The following is a 17720-nucleotide window of genomic DNA, read 5'->3' as shown; positions in this document are numbered from 1 at the left end:
TCGTCTACACTGGCGAGATGGCTGCCGAAACCACGACCGTCCGCGTACGTCGACCAGATTCCGAGCGCCTCCAATCACTGGCCAAGGCCCGCCAGACCGCCGTTGTCGACGTCGTGCACGCGGCAATCGACGCCCTCGAACGACAGGAGTTCCTTCGCGGACTCAACGGCGACTACCAGCGACTGCGCAGCAATCCCGAACTGTGGGAACAGTACCTAGACGAACGCCAAGAATGGGACCGCTTGGCGTGATCTGGCGAGGGGAGGTCTACCTCGTCGATCTCGGCAAGCCGGCCGGCCACGAGCCGGCCTTCGGCCGCCCGGCGGTCGTGGTGTCAGTAGATATCCTCAACAACGGACCCGGCGGCCTGGTAGTGGTCGTTCCGATCACCACCGTAGGCTACGGTCTGCGAAGCCACGTCGAACTCGACCCAGACAGCAGCGGACTCGACCACACCTCATACGCACGCTGCGATCAATTGCGAGTCGTATCCGTTGAACGATTGTCGTCTCAACTAACTATCCTCGGCCCAGAACGCATGCAAGCGATTGATCAGGCGCTGCGAATTGTGCTCGACCTCTGACACGCCGAGTCAGCCACGAAATGAAGGGGATCGGATTAACGCGAACGAACGAGACCCGGAGGATGTCCGTCGCGAAGTGGGCAAGAACGACGGCCCCGTCGAGGAGGAACTCGAGGAGAGTTTCGACGAGGTAGTGACCGAAGGAGCCCAACGCCTGCACCGCACGGTTCGCACGGTACTGATCACCGGACTGTTCGGCGGGCTCGAAATCGGTCTAGGCGTGATGGCGATGCTTGCCGTGCTGCACGAGACCGGCAACCATCTCCTTGCCGGTCTCGCGTTCAGCATCGGACTCATCGCGATCTACCTCGCACACAGCGAACTGTTCACCGAGGATTTCCTCATGCCCATCGCTGCCGTGGCGGCTCGACACGGTTCCGTACCGCAGTTGATCAAGCTCTGGAGCGGGACGCTACTCGCGAATCTTGTGGGCGGCTGGGCGATCATGTGGTTGATCACCCGGTCGTTTCCCGAATGGAATAAGACGCTGTCGGATTCTGCGCATCATTTTGTCGACGCGCCGCTATCGCTACAGAGCATCTGTCTGGCGGTGCTTGGCGGAAGCACCATGACCTTGCTGACTCGGATGCAACAGGGGACCACGTCCGACCCGGCCAAAATCGCGGCAGCGGTGGGCGCCGCATTCTTGCTTGCCGGACTACAGCTGTTTCATTCGGTCCTGGACTCGCTGCTCGTCTTCGGTGCAATCCAAGTCCATGCCGATGTGACTTACACAGACTGGCTGTCGTGGTTCTGGTACGCCGTGGTGTTCAACTTGATCGGTGGCATTGTGCTGGTCACCGCCTTGCGATTGCTCCGCACCAAAGAACTTGTGCAGGAGCACCGACGCTCGCCGCAATCTGGGTAGCAAGCGGGTCACGAACCGTAGGTGCGGCGTGACTGTTCACAGCCCGTGTGAACGAGCAAGAGAGGTGGCGAATGGCAACGCCCTCACCCCCGACGAAGGAGTATCGACGCACTCCACCGTGCCGCCGCGCGCTACTTCGGTAGCACAGGTGCTACCATGGCGTCATGGGCAGCGACACCGTAGGGCTGCGCGAACTGCGTCAAGATGCATCCGAATTGGTGCGTCGGGTTGAGGCGGGCGCCGAGATCGTTATCACCGTGTCTGGTCGCCCGAGTGCCCGGCTTGTTCCCGCGGCCCCACGCATCTGGCGGGAGTGGGCCGACGTGCAGCAGCTATTCGTCGGCTCCGCAGACCCCGCCTGGGCTGATGATCGCGACATGCTTGATCACACGATCGCAGATCCGTGGGAACGTCGTTGAGAGGCATCCTCGACACGAGTGTGATCGTTGCGAACAATGTCGAACCGATCGCGGGATCACTGGCGCTTAGCTCGATCACCTTCGCGGAGATGCACTTTGGCGTGCTGGTGGCCAAGACCGGCGCTGTCCGCGCCGAGCGACTGCGACGATTGTTGTTGATCGAGAAGATGTTTGACGCATTGCCCGTTGACGAGGCAGTGTCCGCAAGTTACGGGATCGTCGCCGCAGCAGTTGTTGCGGCGGGTCGACAACCGCGTGCACGGTCGATGGATCTGCTGATCGCCGCGACCGCGCACGCCCACTCCGCCCGCCTCTACACCCGCAATGCATCGGACCTTGTTGGCCTCGATGACCTAGTCGACGTGATCGAGGTGTGACAGATGGTCGCCAACTGACAGGCAAGACCTACACAGGGACATCATTCGACTCCCCGGACTCACTCGGGACTCGTGACGCCGATGCCAACCAACTCACCACCGACGACTTCGTTGCGATCACGCTGCTCTCGGTCGATGCCGGGCCCAAAGCAGCCCTGCGCACAGATCCCAGACTCCGCACGCGTCTCGTGTGAGCGCGCAGTGCCGCGGGACTACCTGAGCACATCAGTGAGCCGCGAGTCCTCGATGTTCTCGCATGGATGCAAGGCAAGCAGCAGGGCGACTCGTCGGCACTGTAGGCCGACGGTCATCGGCCGCTACCGGCCGCATGCTGTACCCCTCCACCCGTGCATCCGAAGAGGTATCTGCACGCCCTGTCGGATCAGAGATCGAGAGTGCTACTTCGGCGTAATCGGGGGACACCGCCGGCTGTCCCTCACCTATCGTCGCCACCGACCTCGGCCGCCACACGATGTGCGGACTCGATGGCGCCTTCGATGTAGCCGCCGTGCTCGGCAGCGGTTTCGGTTCCAGCCCAATGGATGTCACCGACCGGAGAGTGCGCCACGGGGTAGAAGCCTTCGCGGGTCCCGGGCACGGGGAGGGCCGCGTATCCACCGCCGACGAACTTGTCCGAATGCCATGCCTTGTCATGCCACTCGGCAGGGTGCTGCACTGCGGCGCCGAGGTGGGGGTCGAGCTGATCGAACAGCAGACTCTGGCGTTCTACAACACGGGATAACCGAGGGTGGGCTTGTTCGGAGCCGGAAGCGTTGTCAAACCTCGCCAAAACGGACGTCAGATTCGCCAAATTGGTGAAAACTCGCCAATCTCGGTGACCGTTCACACAGCCGACGGAATCGTGGCATCGCCGCAGCCACCAGACTGGTAAGCACTCGTATCACTTTGTCTCGAGTTCCCACGAGCAGCATGTGGTAGATCTTACGGAAGTGGCACCCACCAAAGTCGCGGCATGCGAGTGAGAGCCCCCTTGGCAGATCGGACAGGCGTTGCGTATCGGTCACTCTGGGTGTGACGTGCGGACCAACGTCCCTCGACAGTGCTGCCCCGCCGAGAGCAAGCTGGAATCATGAGCATCAGGTTGTGCAGGCAAGCGCGAGAAGGGTTGCGGTGACGATGTACGACAACGGCTACATGTGGGGCAATAGCTGGGGCTGGGGCGGCTGGATCCTGATGGCGAGCATGATGGTGCTCTTCTGGGCGGCCGTGATCACGGCCGTCGTGCTGGCGATCCGCTATTTCTCGGGGCCGCGCCACCACTCCGGCGGAGTGCCCGGACCCGGCCAGCCCGGCCCTGGACCGTCGAGGGCCGAAGACGTGCTCGGCGAACGGTTCGCGCGCGGCGAGATCGATGAAGACGAATACCGCAAGCGCATGACAGCGCTGCGAGAACACCGCTGACCGCGATGGGCTCACGTCGTCGGCTGTGGACCATCTTCGGCATCGTGATCGCATCGCTGGTGCTCGGAATCGGAACCACGGCAGTCATCTACGCTGTCCGACCGGACAACACCACCACGTCGCCGGCCTTCACCGGTCCATATCCGAGCGGAGCGTATGGCGCCGGCTTGGGCCAGGGCATGATGGGCGGGTACCCGGGCACGTCATCGTCGTCGTGTAGCGTGCCGGGCTTGCCCGGCACTGTGGTCGACGTCACCCTCGCCGACATGGGCGGCATGATGGGCCGGGGCGGGAACGGCGGGTACGGGCCGGTGCAGGGTCAGTTCCAGTGGCCGAACATGGGCATCATGGGCCGTCCGGGGATGATGCATGTCGCGGTCAATCCGACTTCCGTTCCTGCGGGTGAGGTGTTGTTCCGAGTGCTCAACTCCGGCTGGCTGACCCACGAGCTGGTGGTGCTCCCGCTCGCCGACGGGCAGCAGCCCGGTCAGCGCACCATCGGGTCGGACGGCAAGGTCGATGAGGCCGGCAGTCTGGGGGAGGCCTCCCGGTCGTGTGGCGCTGGGCAAGGGGACGGCATCACAGCCGGCGAGACCGGCTGGACCACGATCAACCTGCCCGCCGGACGTTATGAGTTGGTCTGCAACATCGCCGGCCACTACGGCGCGGGAATGTACGCCGAACTCGACGTCACCAACGCGTCACCGTCGACGACTCCTCCTGCTGGGTGACCCGCGTCCGCTCGGCGGGTGATGACCGTGTCGGTGCTCACGTGTATCTGACGGTGGTCATCATCCCCACCTCGGCGTGATAGATGTTGTGGCAGTGGAAGGCCCAGTCGCCGGGGTTGTCGGCCTGGAAGTCGGCCACGATCGTCTCCATCGGCCGGATCAGCACGGTGTCCTTACGTAGCCCGCCACTGGCCGGCAGCGCCCAGCTGTGCCCGTGGATGTGCATCGGATGCACCATCGCTGTCATGTTGGTCATGCGCATCCGCACCCGCTGGTCGGCGTGAACGGTCATCGGGGTGTCCGCGCCATACTTCTTACCGTTGATACCCCAGGCATACGGCGTCATCTGTCCGTCCAGCTGAACGATGAGTGTGCCGTCGGGATTCTTTGCGGGCAGCTGGGCCGAGTCGGCCGCGGTGAGATCACTCGCCCCCAGCAGTGCCGCCGAGTCGAGTTCGGTGGGGTGCACCATGGCCGATGGCGCTGTGCCGGCGGCGGTGCGTAGCAGAGCGAGGGCCTGGCCGCTTTTTCCCTCGGCGTCGGCGACGAGCGGGAACACGCCGTCGCCGGCGGTGACGATGACGTCGTACCGTTCGCCCATCGCGATGTAGAGCGAGCGGGTCGTGCGCGGCACCACGGGGTAGCCGTCGGAGTGGGTCACCGTCATCTGATGACCGCCCAAGGCGACCTTGAAGATCGTGTCCGCGCCGGCGTTGATCAACCGAATCCGGATGCGGCGACCCGGTTTCGACGAGAACGACGTCGGTGCGGTGGGGACGCGACCGTTGATCAGGTAGTACGGGTAGTCGACGTCGCCCGCGTCGCCAAGCGGCGAACTCGACGAACCACCCATCCCGGGCATGGAGCCACCACCCATCCCGCCCATGCCGGAGAGCGTTCCGTTCTGCGCTTGGTAGCCGGCGAGGATGTCGTCGGGGTTTTGCCCGACGCCGTCGGTCCAGTCATCGAGCACGACGATCCACTCGTCGTCGTAGTCGCCGCGTTCGCCCGGGTCGTCGATGATCAGAGGCGCATACAGGCCTCGGTCGATCTGCACGCCGACGTGCGGGTGGAAGAAATGGGTGCCGGCATTGGGCGCGGTGAACTCATAGACGAACGTGTCACCGGAGGCGATCGGGTCCTGGGTAACACCCGGAACCCCGTCGGCAGGATTGCGCAACTGCACCCCATGCCAATGGATCGTGGTGTCGGCCGGCAACCGGTTGGTCACCTTCGCGCGGATGAAGTCACCCGCATTCGCGCGAACGACCTTACCCGGCACGACACCGCCGTAGGCCCAGGTCCGCGCGGTCACCCCCGAGCCGAGATCAACGGTCGTCTCGGTCGCGGTCAAGGACGCGTCGACCACCCGCTGCCCGGCTGCCGCGTTCATCGGGCGCGGCGCCCCAAACGACCCGGATACGGCCGATGACGTCGCGGAGCCCCCCGACCTGATGCCACACGACGCGAGAACTCCCGCCCCCATCAGTCCGAGCCCACCCACCAGAACATCCCTGCGGGAAGTCTTGTTCACCTTCACGTCCTTTCCGCCGAGACTATCGTCATGTAGATACGGTACCCCCCTAGGGTACATATCAGATCTGAGTGAAACTCTCAGTGGCAGCGACGATGACGTCACCGACATTTCCCGTCGCTCACCACCACTGCGGCGGCGACCCTCCGCTGCGCCACGTCTGTTCACTCCACATGGTGCTCAGCGCTCATATGCGTTGACCGGGTTGTCCCATGAAGATCCGATGAAGAAGTCGTCCGGCGGCGAGAAGACGGAATCTCGTCGGGAGAGCCAGGTGGGGGAGCGCACGATCTCAGGATCGGGTGGGAATCGGCTCCGGGGCCCGACGAGTCACCGGTTGCGCTTCAGGCGGGGACGGCAGATGCAGTCGCTTGAGCATCAGGGCGTTCACCGCGACGATCAGACTCGATCCGGACATCGACAACGCGGCGATTTCGGGGCGCAGCACCAGCCCGACGACAGGTTCGAACACGCCGGCGGCGATCGGCAACGCGATGGTGTTGTAGCCGACGGCCCACCCGAGATTCTGCCGCATCTTGCGCAGTGTGCCCCGGCCGATGCGCAACGCGAGCGGGACGTCGAGAGGATCCGAACGCATCAGCACCAGGTCGGCGGTTTCGATCGCGACGTCGGTGCCGGCGCCGATGGCGATGCCCAGATCCGCTTGCGCGAGCGCCGGGGCGTCGTTGACGCCGTCACCGACCATCGCGACCTTCTTCCCGAGACGCTGCAGACCGGCGATCTTGTCCGCCTTGTCACCGGGCAGCACCTCGGCGATGACCGTGTCGATGCCCAACTGCCCGGCGATACGTCGGGCGGTCGCCTCGTTGTCTCCGGAGAGCATGACCACCTCCACACCGAGTTCGTGGAGCGTGCGCACCGCCTCGGCGGAGGTCTCGCGCGCCGCGTCGGCGAGGGCGATGACCCCGACGCCGCGGCCGTCGACGGCGACCAGGACCGCGGTGCGCCCACTCGAGGCCAACTCGGCGCGCCGAGTCATCAACGCGCCGACATCGACTCCCTCGGTGGTCATCAGCGTCCGATTGCCGACGGCGATGTGGCGCCCGCTTACCTCCGCGATCGCACCCTGCCCCGGGATGGTGCGGAAGTGCTCCAGCCGAACCGTGGCAACGTCGCGGAGGGCCGCGTAGCGAACGATCGCGGCGGCGAGGGGATGTTCGGATTCACGTTCGACCGCCGCTACGAGGGTCAGCAACTCGTCCTCTCCGATCCCGTCGACAACCACGTCGGTCACTTCCGGTTCACCCTTGGTCAGGGTGCCGGTCTTGTCCATCACCACCGTGTCGACGTGGGCGGAGGTCTCGAGTGCGCCGGCGTTCTTGAACAGAACCCCCCGTTTCGCGCCCAACCCGGTGCCGACCATGATCGCGGTCGGGGTGGCCAGGCCGAGCGCGTCCGGGCAGGTGATGACGACGACGGTGATCGCGAACAGCAGCGCCACCTGAACGTCGCCGTCGACCGCCCACCACACGACGAAGGTGCCCAATCCGCCGATCAGCGCGACGAGCACCAGCCAGAACGCCGCCCTGTCGGCAAGACGCTGGCCGGGAGCCTTGGAGTTCTGGGCTTCCTGTACGAGCGCGACGATCTGGGCCAACGCGGTGTCGGAACCCACCCGGGTTGCGCGCACCCGCAGCGTGCCGGTGGTGTTGATCGATGCTCCGATCACCTCCGACCCCTCGGCCTTGGCCACCGGCAGGCTCTCCCCGGTGACCATCGATTCGTCGACCTCGGAGTTGCCGTCCTCGACGATCCCGTCAACCGGAACCTTGGCGCCCGGCCGGATCATCAGCAGATCCCCGACCACGACCTCGGCGGTGGGTACCTCCACGAGTTCGCCGTCGCGCAGCACCACCGCCTTGGGCGGTGCGAGCTCGAGCAGTGTGCGGATGGCGTCGTTGGCCCCACCGCGGGCACGCATCTCGAACCAGTGTCCGAGAAGCACGAACGTCGCCAGCATCGACGCGGCTTCGTAGAACACGTCGCCACCGCCGGTCAGGGTCACCCCGACGCTGTAGAGCCAACCGGTGCCGATCGCCACGGCCACGAGCACCATCATGTCCAGGGTTCGGGCCTTCAGCGCCCGATAGGCGCCGTCGAAAAAGATCCACGACGAGTAGAAGATCACTGGAAGACTGAGCACCAGGGTGAACACGTCATCACGGAGCCCGAACGGTGCGGACACCGTGAACCCCAGCATGTCCCGCCCCATCGGCGACCACAGCATGATCGGGATCGACAGCACCAGCGCGACCAGGAAACGGTTGCGCATGTCACGGACCATCGCATCCATCGACATGCCGGCATGCCCACCGTGGCCCATCATCTCCTGCGGGGCGCGCTCGCCGTGCACCTCGGGTCCGGCGTCGAGGGAGTGCTCGGGGTGTCCGGTCCGCTGGCCTTCGCCGTGTGCCGTCGACAGAGCAGTGCCCGGACTCGGTTCGCCCATCGGGTCGCACACATGCTCAGGAACCGAGCGGCCGGCGCAATGGTAGCCGCACTCACGCACCCACTCCGACAGTTGTGATACCGAGGTGCGGTCGGGGTCGTAGGTCACCGTGGCGGTCTGATTCATCGCGTTCGCCGTCACCGAGACCACCCCCGGACGGCGGCCCAGCACCGATTCGATGGTGGCCGTCGATGTCGCCCAGTGCAGTCCACCGACCTCGACCACGGTGGTGTTGGCCATCTCCGTTTCCCTTCTTCCTCGGCGCCGAATGGCGCTGCCTTCGGGATCGCGGTCAATGCGGCGGGCGAAGAACCCGATAGCGTGCCCAGTACTCGTCGGCGTCGATCTCTCCCCGGGCGAAGCGGTCGTCGAGAATCCACAGCGGGTCATCGGCGCTGTCCGCGGGAACATCGTCGCGGCGGCGCCCCGGTCGAAACAACGCCCTGATTCCGACCACCACCAGCACCCAGAAAGCGGCGACGGCCAGTACCATCACCAGCCAGCCACCCCCCGCCATCAAGCCCGATCCCACCATCGCGCCGGCTCCTCTCCTCGACGATCGTGTCCGAGTCTGGTCGCCGGACCCGACGCCGAGGACAGGGTTTTGATGAAGGTTCGCTGAAGAACATGCCGTCAGCCGCGACTCTCGCCACGATGGGGACATGGCGTCCGACTCCGATCAGCCTCGTCCAGCCCCGCCCCCCATCGCGGCGACCGCGCCAACGGGGTTGCGGGCGATGGTGGTCGAAGACGAGGTGCCTCTCGCGGCGTTGATGGGCAGTTATCTCGAGCGCAGCGGGTTCGACGTCACGATCGTGCACGACGGCCTCGACGCCGTCGAGCGCGCACGGCAGGTCGATCCCGACGTGGTCGTGCTGGATCTGGGTCTGCCTCGGCTGGATGGGATCGAGGTGTGTCGACGGCTACGCACCTTCTCCGATGCCTATGTCATCATGCTCACCGCCCGCGCCGAGGAGGTCGACACCCTGGTCGGGTTGTCGGTCGGCGCCGACGATTACATGACCAAACCGTTCAGTCCGCGAGAACTCGTCGCCCGCATCCAGGCCATGCTGCGTCGGCCTCGAACCTCGAGTGACCTCGCTGCGTCGGCCGTAGCGCCGAAGCGCCGCGTGTTCGGGCCCCTGACGATCGACCCGGCGGGCCGCGAGGTGCGGATCGACGAAACCTTGATTGCGTTGACCCGCACCGAATTCGACGTCCTTGCCACGTTGTCCGAGCATCCGAATGTGGTGTTCAGCAGGGCCCAGTTGATAGCCGCGGTGTGGGGGCCGAGCTGGATCGGCGACGAACACCTGGTCGACGTGCACATCGGGCATTTGCGGCGCAAACTCGGCGACGACGCCACTCGCGGAATCTTCGTGCGCACCGTGCGCGGTGTCGGATATCGGATGGGGACGGGGCAGTGACCACGACGCCTCCCGCACCCGCACCCACACGCGTGCGCCGTGGGTCCGGGTTCGGTACCCGCCTGCTGGTGTCGCAGGCAATCGTTGTCGTGGGGGGTGCGGTGAGCGCCTGGCTGGTCGCGGCCGCGGTGGCACCGAGATTGTTCCACAAGCACCTGCAGCAGGCCGGCATCGCGCACGCCCAGACCGAGACAGCCCACGTCGAGCGGGCGTTCACCTCAGCGATGATCCTCTCTCTGGCCATCGCGCTGATGGTTTCGGTGTTGATCGCACTGGCGGTGAGCTGGTACTTCACGCGCCGTGTCCAACGGTCGATCACCGAGGTCGCCGCGTCGGCGTCCGAGATCGCCAGCGGCCAATACACGGCGAGACTGACCGGTGTCGGCCTCGGCCGAGAGTTCGACCAGCTCGCCGAAACGTTCAACCAACTCGCTGACCGACTGGACTCGGTGGAGACCACCCGCCGACGTATGCTCTCCGACCTGGCCCACGAGATGCGAACACCCCTGGCAACTCTCGATGCCCACCTCGAAGCCCTCGAGGACGGTCTGCGCCTGCCCGACACTCAGACCTTCGCAATCCTGCGGTCGAGCACGGCCCGACTCGCTCGGCTCGCCGAGGACATCACCGCCGTCTCACGAGCACAAGAAGGCAGACTTGCAAACAACCCCGTGCACACCGACACCCGCGCCCTCGTCGACGCCGCAGTCCGCAGCCACTCCGATCGCTACGCTGCCGCGCACGTCGCACTGATCTGTGACGACGCCGATACAGCCCCCGTCACCGTCGACCCGGACCGGATCGGACAGGTCCTCGGAAACCTGCTCGACAACGCTCTGCGCCACACTCCCGCCGGGGGCACCGTCACCGTCGCCTCCACCAATACTCCAGATGGATGGACCGCGATCACCGTCACCGATACCGGCGAAGGCGTTCCCCCAGAGCATCTCGCGCACCTGTTCGACCGCTTCTACCGCGCAGACACCGCCCGCGGCCGTCAGGAAGGCGGCAGCGGAATCGGACTGACCATCGCCCGCACCCTCGTCGAAGCCCACGGCGGCACCCTCACCGCACACAGCGACGGTCCCGGCACAGGCGCGCGGTTTACCATGAAGCTGCCCACCACCACACACGATGCCAGCGATCGACCCGAGTGACGGTCATGCAGACGCACCGGGAACTCTTTCCACACAACGGCTTTGCTCAGCCGAATCCGTAGAGGGTCACCCGGTGTCGACGAGAACGACGCCAGTGGGGAAGGGACCGTCGATCAGGTAGCGCACCTGGAAGCTCAAACCGACCAAGCACGGTGTTCGACCCTGCACACCGCGCGGTAATCGCTTGAACCGCAATGTATTATGCCTCGCTGTTGACCAGATGAACTGTCGGCGTTGCATCGATGCTGATGTGGTGGCGCAGGCCTCCGCAGCCCACAGCGGCAGATGGTGCGGTTTTCGCGGTGTCAGGCAGCGCCGGTGCCGGGGTTCGCGACGGTGGTTGTCTGCGCGGTCAGGGCTATCGCGGCCGCGAGGCCGGCGAGCACCGCGCCGAGGGTGAGCAGCCCGGTGTTGAGCGTGGCGGCGGTGGCGGTGATGCCGACGAGAAGCGGGCCGCCCGCGTCGCCGAGTTCGCGGCCGAGTTCGGCGGCTCCCATGGTCTGCCCGAGCCGTTCGGGTGGGCTCGTCGCGGCCAAGTGGGCGAATCCGAGGGGGGTGATGAGTCCCGTACCGGCCCCCATCATGACGGCCGCGCACACCGTGCCGACTGTTGCCGGCACGGCTGCTGCGACCTCGATCCCGATCGCGGCCAGCAGCAGCCCGGCTGCCATCCCGGATCGATCCTTCAGCCGTCCGGCGTCGCGGGCGCGGCCAACGCGTGGTTGAACGACCGCTGCGGTGGCGGCGAGCAGCGACACGACAGCTCCAGTGGCCAGCGGGCCCAGGCCGTGGCGGGAACCGATCGCAGGCAGGAACCCGACTCCAACCGCGAGCGCGGCAGTGGCTCCGGCCAACGCCGCAGTCGGGCGAAGGAACCAACCACTGGTCAGGCGGCGTGCCAGATCCACCACGGTCTGACGGGTCTTCGGCAGCACCTCGACAGCAGGCACGACCAACGCCGCCCACAGTGCGACCGAGGCGGCGAGCACGGCGAGCGCGGTGAACAGCAGTCGGTAGCCGCCGAGGGCGACGAGGACACCGCCCAGCAGCGGGCCGAGGGTGTATCCCAACCCTTTCCACGCGCCATAGCTGCCGAACACGCGCCCGTGTCCGCCCGCCGGGGTCAGCCGGGCGAGCATCGCCCCGGCGGCCGGGGAGAACGCGGCAGCGGCGGCACCTTGGCCGAACCGCGCGACACCGACCAGGCCCGGATTGCCGACCACCACGAATGCCGTGGACGCGAGCGTGAACGCCACCAGTCCGCCCAGCAGCACCGGCCGTGCGCCGACGCGGTCGGACAGCGTCCCGAAGACGGGTTTGAGTAGCACCTCCGCCCCGTCGTAAACGGCCAACAGCACACCCAGGGTGAGCAGGCTCGCGTGCTGTTCCCCGGTGTATCCGGCGAGGCTGGCCGCGATGCTGTGGGCGCCGAACGCGGTCACGAACCCCGCCGCATACAGCGGTAGTAGCCGCGCCCGACCGCCACCGGTGCGGGCATCGGGGACAGCGCTCATCACGACTCTCGCCGTGCGGTGCCAGGCTCAGCGGCGGTGCTGGTGAACAGAATGCTCAATGGAGTACCGCAGAGCAGGGCCAGCAGCCGCGAAAGAAGCGGCCGGGCGAGGTAGAACCCGAGCAGACTGACCGCGGCCCCGAGCACGAGACCCGCCAACACGTCTTGGGGGTAGTGCGCGCCGATGTACACCCGCGCGAACGCCATCACGACCGCAGCCACGGCGGCGATCACCGCGAGTCGCCGGTGCACCAGCCACAGCCCCGCCGTCACCGCGCCGGCCATGACCGCGTGGTCGCTGGGGAACCCGGCATCGGTATTGCAATGCAGAACCACGATGTCGTGCAACGCGTTACAGGGACGGGTCTCGTCGACCGCGGCGGCGATCGGCTGGTTGATCGCCACCGCGATCAACACGCCCAGCGGCGCCCACACCGCCGCCACCATCCGCACACGATCGCCGTCGCGCCGCGCGGTCCACCATCCTGCCAGCAGTAGTATTGCGAACAGCACTAGACCGTATGTGGCGTAGCCGGACACGATCGGATGCAGCCACGGGGTAGCGCGGGCAAAGTCGTTGATGTCGTCGAAAACTCGTGTATCCAAGTTCATGGAGGCTCCCTCGGGTTCGTTGGCAGTCGGTTACATCTGGTGCAGGGCCTGAAAGACCCGCTCGGTGTAGTCGGCCAGCCGGTCAGCGCAGTGTTTGAGCTGCTGCTCGGCCTCGGCGGCCACGGGTGCACCAAACACGTCGCGGGCCGTGATGTCGCGATGCCAGCGCCGCAGCCGTTCCAGGCTCTGCTCCTCTTCCTCGAGTTCGGCCATCGTGAACTTGGCTTTGGCGATCTCCTTGTCGATCTCGGCATCGAACCCGGCACAATCGGCCAGGAACTCCGCCCACTCCTCATCACGCTCGGCGGTGAACAGCGCCTGCAACCGTGCGGTGTCGGTGTCGGCATGGCCCGTGGCATCGAGCACCAGCACCTCACCCTCGCCTCGCCGCGCCAGCTCGATCACCCGCGCGACGCCGTCGGCGAACACCGGAACATCAGGCACCACCCACACGCCCTGGCCGACCTGCAACGCGCCCACACGACGCAGTTCACGCCACACCGCCACCCGATGCCGCGACGGCTCGGTCGGCACCCGAACCATCAGCACCAGCCATCGAGCCGACGTCTGAACTTCTGTCACGACTGTGAATGTAACAGACGTTACTTCTGTACCTGTAGCAAGTGCCAGGCAGGCTCGGCAAATCGTGGACCCTGTCGCCAGCGGACTGAACAGAACAGGAAATTCTTGAGGGGCCGAACGCGCGAACCTGCGCGAGATCGAAACGATGGGGTTCCCAACCAGACTGATTGCGCATGTCGACTCCGCCGGTTCGCGCTAGGTAGTTCAACGTGCCAAACGGGACCGCGTTCACTGAAAAGGCTATGCCTCAGTTCGGGTACATCAGGTACATACCAAGTCCGCGGAACGTACCTAGTGGTCCGGGGTTGAATTTCTTTTTACTTTTGATTTTGTCGAGTATCCGAGCGTCTCTCGCTGTGATCGGAGGGAGGCGCGCATCGATCCCAGCGGACGACCACACCTGGGGCCACGGACAGGAAACGCCAAATGACCTGTCCAGCAAGCAACGTGCAACAACACGAAACGTCACAGTGACGAATATCGAACCCACGGGGGACAGAGCGCTGGGGTGCACAACCGAACAGACATTGAGGCTGAACGTCCCCGGGTTTGGTGCACACCTCTATGTGAGGGAAAGTTGGCATCATGCCGAAGAAGTACGACGAGGCGACCCGGGCCAAGGCTGTGCGGTTGGTCACCGTGATGCGCCCTGGGTTTCCCGGAGGCTCGGGTTATGGGATTCCGACCCGGTGTTGGTCGGCCCGTGACTGATCGTAGATGATGGTTTCGAACTCGACGGGTGGGATGTTGCCGAGATAGCCGTGGAGGCGTTCGGTGTTGTGCCAGTGCACCCAGCCCAGGGTCGCCAGTTCGACGTCGTCGACCGTTTTCCATGGACCGGTGCGGGCGGGTCCGTAAATTAATTCCGCTTTGTAGTAGCCGTTCACCGTCTCGGCCAGAGCGTTATCGTAACTGTCTCCCACGGTCCCGATCGAGGGTGTCGCCCCGATCTCGGCGAGACGTTCCCCGTAACGCACGGAGGTGAATTGCGCGCCCGCATCAGAGTGACACCGTAAGCCCGGCAACATGTTTCCCCGATTCCATCGGGCCATCCCGATCGCATCGAGGACCATCGCAGTCCTCATATGCGAGGCCACTCGCCACCCCACGATCATCCGCGAGTAGGCGTCGATGATAAAACACACGTACGCCACGCCCGACCACGTCGGGACATAGGTCAGATCGGTGACCCACAGTTGATTCGGTGTAGTCGCGGTGAACTCCCGTTTGACCAGATCCGGGTGGCGCGGCATCGAGGAATCGGGGCGGGTCGTGCGGACCCGCCGGCCGCGCCGCGCGCCTTCGATTCCGAGTGCGTGCATCAGTCGAACAACCTGGTCACGACCGATATCGTGTCCAGCGCGACGCGCAGCTTTCCATAGCTTGCGAGCACCGTAGACCCGGTAGTTGTCTTCCCACAGCTGTCGTAGCGCAGGGGCGAGGACAGCGTCACGTTGCGACCGCGCCGAGGGGCGGCGGCTCTTGATGTCGTAGTAGGTACTCGGGGCCATCCGCACACCTGCGCTGCGCAGGACGGCGAGGATGGGCTCAACCCCGAATTCTGCCCGCTGATCATCGATGAACGTGACTACTTCTTGTGTTGGCGGTCGAGCTCCGCCCCGAAGAAAGACGCTGCTCGTTTCAGTATCTCGTTGGCTCGCTTGAGCTCTCGGACTTCTTGTTCGAGCTCTTTGACCCTGGTGGCCTCTGTGGTGGTGACACCGGGGGTGTGTCCGTCATCGATATCGGCCTGGCGCACCCAGGAGCGGACCGATTCCACTCCGTAGCCCAGTTGATGAGCTACCCGTGAGACGGTGCCCTGCTCGGTGCCCAGTTCGGCCCGCAAACTACGGACCATGCGGACCGCGGCAGCCTTCTCTTCTGAGCTGTACCGACGGCTGGTCGGCTTCTTCCCTGACGGCGATCCTGTGGCCATACCTGCATCCTCGTTTCCAAGGTCAGGAGTCTCCAAGATTCCCAGGGCGTGTCAGGCATCTGCTTGATCGCCTGGGCCAGGCCGATCAGGTGTGGGTTGATGGTGCCTGTCTGCGGATGGGTGAGCAGCTCGTCTACCTGGTGGGCCAGTTCGCATCGCCAGCAGTGCCCGCGCCGGTAGAGTTCGGCCTCGGCACCGCATTCGGCACAGTCGACGTTGAGTCGGATCCCGCTACAGCCACGGCACAGATATCGGCCGGTCGGTGTACGGCCCGGAACGATACCCACATGACCGCACTCAACACATTGTCCGACAACACGTTTGGCTTGGTTGTAGCAGTAGCAGCAGATCGGGGTGTCTTGCCACCACGCCGCGGTCAGGTAGGCCTGTCCGCACCGTTCGCACGGTTCGTAGCGATCAGGTTCAGGTGCGGGCTTGGGTCGTGCCATCGACCATCACCGTGCGCTACGCATGGTCTGGACCCTCGTCGGACTCCACCACACGGACCCGACGAACCCCGGGAGCCCGCTTCGGCCTGGCGTCCCCAGCGGGCACGATGTCGGGGGCCGATGCGGTGGCTCGTCCCTGCATGACGACCACGGGCTCGAACAACTCGGCGGGGGAGCAGTCGAGGATGTCGCAGAGCGCGGCGAGCACCCGGCTGTTGATGCGTTCCGGTTTGCCCGTCATCAACCGGTAGGCCTGGGGTTGGGACAACGTGACCCCGCGGCTGCGCAGCAGGGTGACCAATTCTGTTGACTTCCAGAGGTTACGCTCGGCCATGAGTTTTCGGAGGTTCCAATGGAAATCGACGCGCTTCTGAACGTTCATGCGTGGCTGCTTTCGCCGTAGGGGATGTCTGCGGAAGCCAGGCGCTCCCGGATCATGCGCTGCAGGGTTTTCTGCCGGTAGTCCGAACTGACTTGGGTGTAGAGCGCAGTGGTCGATGAATGCTCGTGGCCCACTTGCTGTTGCACGAACAACGGGTCGTAGCCATCTTCGATCAGGTGAGTGACGTAGGAGCGGCGAAATCCGTGCAGCGACAATCCATCTGATAGTCCGGCACGTCGGCGATAGTTGGTGAACCGTGTGGCGTAAGAGTTCAGGGTCAGTTGCTGACCGCGTTCTGACGGCCACAACCAGGGCGAGTCGTCCGCCTGGCGCATCAGTTGCCGACAGCCCTGGGGACCTGCCCAGGCCTCGAGGACGTCGGAGGCCCAGTCCATCAGCGGTACCGTCAACACGGTGCGACGCTTGTGTGCCGATCCTCGTGACCCTTTGCCAAACCGAACATAGACGGCGCCATACGCTTTATATTGTGGCACATGTGGATTCGGGCCAAAGTCGTGGATCTGTAGACGCAAGACCTCCTGACGGCGCAGGCCGTAGGCGTAGGCGACCTTGGCGATACAGGAATCCCGCAGAGTGGTCAGCCATGCCTTGCTGTTCTGCGCGTACAGTCGTTCGACCTCGTCGTCGAAGAAATCGAACAGAGTCTGGACTTCACTGCGGGAGAACGCTCTTCGCTGCGGTTCTGCCTCGTTGTCAGAGACATGAACCGGCAAGTTGTAGGCAAAGCAGATCTGCGACGGGTACTCGCCAAAGACCTCCGCGCACAGATCGGGCCACCGATACGCCGGCTCGCAGAGGAAGCTGCAGAATCCTCGGATCACCATCAGGTAGGCGCGGACTGTCGACTTGGCGGCCGTTCCGCCGTTGCGTGCGTGCAGGGTGGTGACGTAGTCGTCGACGTCCTGCGGCATCCACCGCCAGGGGTAATCGCCGGCGACATCCTGAAAATCGCTCAGCACACGTAGGTACCCATGGATCGTAGAGGCATTCAACGTTCGGGCCATCAACGCGGATTTCCACCCCTCGAGCATCTCCGTCCACACTTGCTCGTCAGGGCGGAGCAACTCCGCGCCGGACGAGATCAGGCGCAACGGAGCACTGCCTGGCAGTGGATGCTCACCGCTCATAACCGCGTATCCTACGCTTGCATTCATCTAATGAATAGACGTGCGCGGATACCCCCGTCGGGCCACGGCATTTCCAAGGCACGTCTCGGTCCCGGCGGACGACCACACTC

At 65.0% G+C, this 17720-nt stretch carries 20 protein-coding genes and 1 other annotated feature; of the genes, 10 read left to right on the top strand and 10 right to left on the bottom strand.

Annotated elements, in window-relative coordinates; all coding sequences use genetic code 11:
* The first annotated feature begins 17 nt into the window (after positions 1-17).
* The 6 genes from ACWDSI_RS08550 to ACWDSI_RS08525 all read left to right on the top strand — a co-directional run bounded on the left by ACWDSI_RS08550 (position 18) and on the right by ACWDSI_RS08525 (position 2441).
* A complete protein-coding gene (locus ACWDSI_RS08550; RefSeq protein WP_449746251.1) occupies positions 18-251 on the top strand; it encodes a hypothetical protein in 234 nt (77 codons plus the stop codon).
* Positions 233-583 carry a type II toxin-antitoxin system PemK/MazF family toxin gene (locus ACWDSI_RS08545; protein WP_449756283.1) on the top strand — a complete coding sequence of 117 codons (351 nt, stop codon included), beginning with the start codon at positions 233-235 and terminating at the stop codon, positions 581-583. Before ACWDSI_RS08550 ends, ACWDSI_RS08545 begins: the two co-directional genes overlap by 19 nt.
* A gap of 76 nt (positions 584-659) precedes the next feature.
* Complete coding sequence (locus ACWDSI_RS08540) at positions 660-1451, top strand: formate/nitrite transporter family protein (RefSeq protein WP_449746249.1); 792 nt, start codon at positions 660-662, stop codon at positions 1449-1451.
* Positions 1452-1615: 164 nt separating this feature from the next.
* Positions 1616-1870, top strand: a complete 255-nt coding sequence (locus tag ACWDSI_RS08535; RefSeq protein ID WP_449746248.1) for a type II toxin-antitoxin system Phd/YefM family antitoxin — start codon at positions 1616-1618, stop codon at positions 1868-1870.
* A complete protein-coding gene (locus ACWDSI_RS08530; RefSeq protein ID WP_449746247.1) occupies positions 1855-2247 on the top strand; it encodes a PIN domain-containing protein in 393 nt (130 codons plus the stop codon). Before ACWDSI_RS08535 ends, ACWDSI_RS08530 begins: the two co-directional genes overlap by 16 nt.
* Positions 2244-2441 carry a DUF6308 family protein gene (locus ACWDSI_RS08525; RefSeq protein WP_449756282.1) on the top strand — a complete coding sequence of 66 codons (198 nt, stop codon included), beginning with the start codon at positions 2244-2246 and terminating at the stop codon, positions 2439-2441. The genes ACWDSI_RS08530 and ACWDSI_RS08525 overlap by 4 nt, the downstream gene beginning before the upstream one ends.
* A 242-nt stretch (positions 2442-2683) precedes the next feature.
* Here ACWDSI_RS08525 and ACWDSI_RS08520 read toward each other — a convergent pair whose 3' ends face one another.
* Positions 2684-3094, bottom strand: a complete 411-nt coding sequence (locus tag ACWDSI_RS08520) for an FAD-dependent oxidoreductase (protein ID WP_449756281.1) — start codon at positions 3092-3094, stop codon at positions 2684-2686.
* Between the two features lie 290 nt (positions 3095-3384).
* On the opposite strand from ACWDSI_RS08520, the gene ACWDSI_RS08515 reads away from it, so the two are divergent.
* Positions 3385-3669, top strand: a complete 285-nt coding sequence (locus ACWDSI_RS08515) for an SHOCT domain-containing protein (RefSeq protein ID WP_006372950.1) — start codon at positions 3385-3387, stop codon at positions 3667-3669.
* A gap of 5 nt (positions 3670-3674) precedes the next feature.
* Positions 3675-4400: a sulfocyanin-like copper-binding protein gene (locus tag ACWDSI_RS08510; RefSeq protein ID WP_006372949.1), complete on the top strand. Its 726-nt coding sequence runs from the start codon at positions 3675-3677 to the stop codon at positions 4398-4400.
* Between the two features lie 37 nt (positions 4401-4437).
* On the opposite strand, the gene ACWDSI_RS08505 is transcribed toward ACWDSI_RS08510, so the two are convergent.
* The 3 genes from ACWDSI_RS08505 to ACWDSI_RS08495 form a co-directional block, all read right to left on the bottom strand.
* Positions 4438-5886, bottom strand: coding sequence for a multicopper oxidase family protein (locus ACWDSI_RS08505; protein WP_247609003.1), 1449 nt, complete (start codon positions 5884-5886; stop codon positions 4438-4440).
* A 340-nt stretch (positions 5887-6226) separates the two neighbouring features.
* Entirely contained in the window at positions 6227-8644 is a 2418-nt protein-coding gene (locus ACWDSI_RS08500; protein ID WP_006372947.1) for a heavy metal translocating P-type ATPase, read from the bottom strand.
* Positions 8645-8696: 52 nt separating this feature from the next.
* Complete coding sequence (locus ACWDSI_RS08495; protein WP_006372946.1) at positions 8697-8939, bottom strand: SHOCT domain-containing protein; 243 nt, start codon at positions 8937-8939, stop codon at positions 8697-8699.
* A 202-nt stretch (positions 8940-9141) separates the two neighbouring features.
* On the opposite strand from ACWDSI_RS08495, the gene ACWDSI_RS08490 reads away from it, so the two are divergent.
* Positions 9142-9831, top strand: a complete 690-nt coding sequence (locus ACWDSI_RS08490; protein ID WP_006372945.1) for a response regulator transcription factor — start codon at positions 9142-9144, stop codon at positions 9829-9831.
* Positions 9828-10988 carry a sensor histidine kinase gene (locus ACWDSI_RS08485; RefSeq protein ID WP_006372944.1) on the top strand — a complete coding sequence of 387 codons (1161 nt, stop codon included), beginning with the start codon at positions 9828-9830 and terminating at the stop codon, positions 10986-10988. The genes ACWDSI_RS08490 and ACWDSI_RS08485 overlap by 4 nt, the downstream gene beginning before the upstream one ends.
* Before the next feature lie 305 nt (positions 10989-11293).
* Here ACWDSI_RS08485 and ACWDSI_RS08480 read toward each other — a convergent pair whose 3' ends face one another.
* The 6 genes from ACWDSI_RS08480 to ACWDSI_RS08455 form a co-directional block, all read right to left on the bottom strand.
* On the bottom strand, positions 11294-12502 hold the full coding sequence (locus ACWDSI_RS08480; RefSeq protein ID WP_006372943.1) for an MFS transporter: 1209 nt from the start codon (positions 12500-12502) through the stop codon (positions 11294-11296).
* Entirely contained in the window at positions 12502-13113 is a 612-nt protein-coding gene (locus ACWDSI_RS08475; RefSeq protein ID WP_006372942.1) for a phosphatase PAP2 family protein, read from the bottom strand. Before ACWDSI_RS08475 ends, ACWDSI_RS08480 begins: the two co-directional genes overlap by 1 nt.
* A gap of 30 nt (positions 13114-13143) precedes the next feature.
* A complete protein-coding gene (locus ACWDSI_RS08470) occupies positions 13144-13656 on the bottom strand; it encodes a Chromate resistance protein ChrB (protein WP_006372941.1) in 513 nt (170 codons plus the stop codon).
* Positions 13657-14366: 710 nt separating this feature from the next.
* A protein-coding gene (locus ACWDSI_RS08465; protein WP_227918568.1) for an IS3 family transposase occupies positions 14367-15631 on the bottom strand; the annotation gives its coding sequence in 2 pieces (ribosomal slippage) (positions 14367-15325 and positions 15325-15631; 1266 coding nt in all).
* Positions 15198-15329: a sequence feature (AL1L pseudoknot), on the bottom strand. Its footprint overlaps the gene before it by 132 nt.
* Before the next feature lie 465 nt (positions 15632-16096).
* The gene (locus tag ACWDSI_RS08460) at positions 16097-16462 is read right to left on the bottom strand and encodes a helix-turn-helix domain-containing protein (protein WP_006368700.1); all 366 of its coding nucleotides are present in this window, start codon (positions 16460-16462) and stop codon (positions 16097-16099) included.
* Positions 16459-17610 carry a tyrosine-type recombinase/integrase gene (locus ACWDSI_RS08455; protein ID WP_006368699.1) on the bottom strand — a complete coding sequence of 384 codons (1152 nt, stop codon included), beginning with the start codon at positions 17608-17610 and terminating at the stop codon, positions 16459-16461. The genes ACWDSI_RS08460 and ACWDSI_RS08455 overlap by 4 nt, the downstream gene beginning before the upstream one ends.
* Positions 17611-17720 lie beyond the last annotated feature (110 nt).

This window comes from Gordonia sp. NPDC003429, from assembly GCF_053588575.1.
Note: the sequence above shows the minus strand (reverse complement) of the source record. Positions and strands in the feature narration are given on the sequence as shown.

Bases quoted from the DNA above. Each gene is read 5' to 3' on its own strand.
- ACWDSI_RS08550 (WP_449746251.1), top strand. From the start codon at position 18: ATGGCTGCCGAAACCACGACCGTCCGCGTACGTCGACCAGATTCCGAG.
- ACWDSI_RS08545 (WP_449756283.1), top strand. From the start codon at position 233: ATGGGACCGCTTGGCGTGATCTGGCGAGGGGAGGTCTACCTCGTCGAT.
- ACWDSI_RS08535 (WP_449746248.1), top strand. From the start codon at position 1,616: ATGGGCAGCGACACCGTAGGGCTGCGCGAACTGCGTCAAGATGCATCC.
- ACWDSI_RS08515 (WP_006372950.1), top strand. From the start codon at position 3,385: ATGTACGACAACGGCTACATGTGGGGCAATAGCTGGGGCTGGGGCGGC.
- ACWDSI_RS08510 (WP_006372949.1), top strand. From the start codon at position 3,675: ATGGGCTCACGTCGTCGGCTGTGGACCATCTTCGGCATCGTGATCGCA.
- ACWDSI_RS08505 (WP_247609003.1), bottom strand. From the start codon at position 5,886: ATGGGGGCGGGAGTTCTCGCGTCGTGTGGCATCAGGTCGGGGGGCTCC.
- ACWDSI_RS08500 (WP_006372947.1), bottom strand. From the start codon at position 8,644: ATGGCCAACACCACCGTGGTCGAGGTCGGTGGACTGCACTGGGCGACA.
- ACWDSI_RS08495 (WP_006372946.1), bottom strand. From the start codon at position 8,939: ATGGTGGGATCGGGCTTGATGGCGGGGGGTGGCTGGCTGGTGATGGTA.
- ACWDSI_RS08490 (WP_006372945.1), top strand. From the start codon at position 9,142: ATGGTGGTCGAAGACGAGGTGCCTCTCGCGGCGTTGATGGGCAGTTAT.
- ACWDSI_RS08480 (WP_006372943.1), bottom strand. From the start codon at position 12,502: ATGAGCGCTGTCCCCGATGCCCGCACCGGTGGCGGTCGGGCGCGGCTA.
- ACWDSI_RS08475 (WP_006372942.1), bottom strand. From the start codon at position 13,113: ATGAACTTGGATACACGAGTTTTCGACGACATCAACGACTTTGCCCGC.
- ACWDSI_RS08470 (WP_006372941.1), bottom strand. From the start codon at position 13,656: ATGGTTCGGGTGCCGACCGAGCCGTCGCGGCATCGGGTGGCGGTGTGG.
- ACWDSI_RS08460 (WP_006368700.1), bottom strand. From the start codon at position 16,462: ATGAACGTTCAGAAGCGCGTCGATTTCCATTGGAACCTCCGAAAACTC.
- ACWDSI_RS08455 (WP_006368699.1), bottom strand. From the start codon at position 17,610: ATGAGCGGTGAGCATCCACTGCCAGGCAGTGCTCCGTTGCGCCTGATC.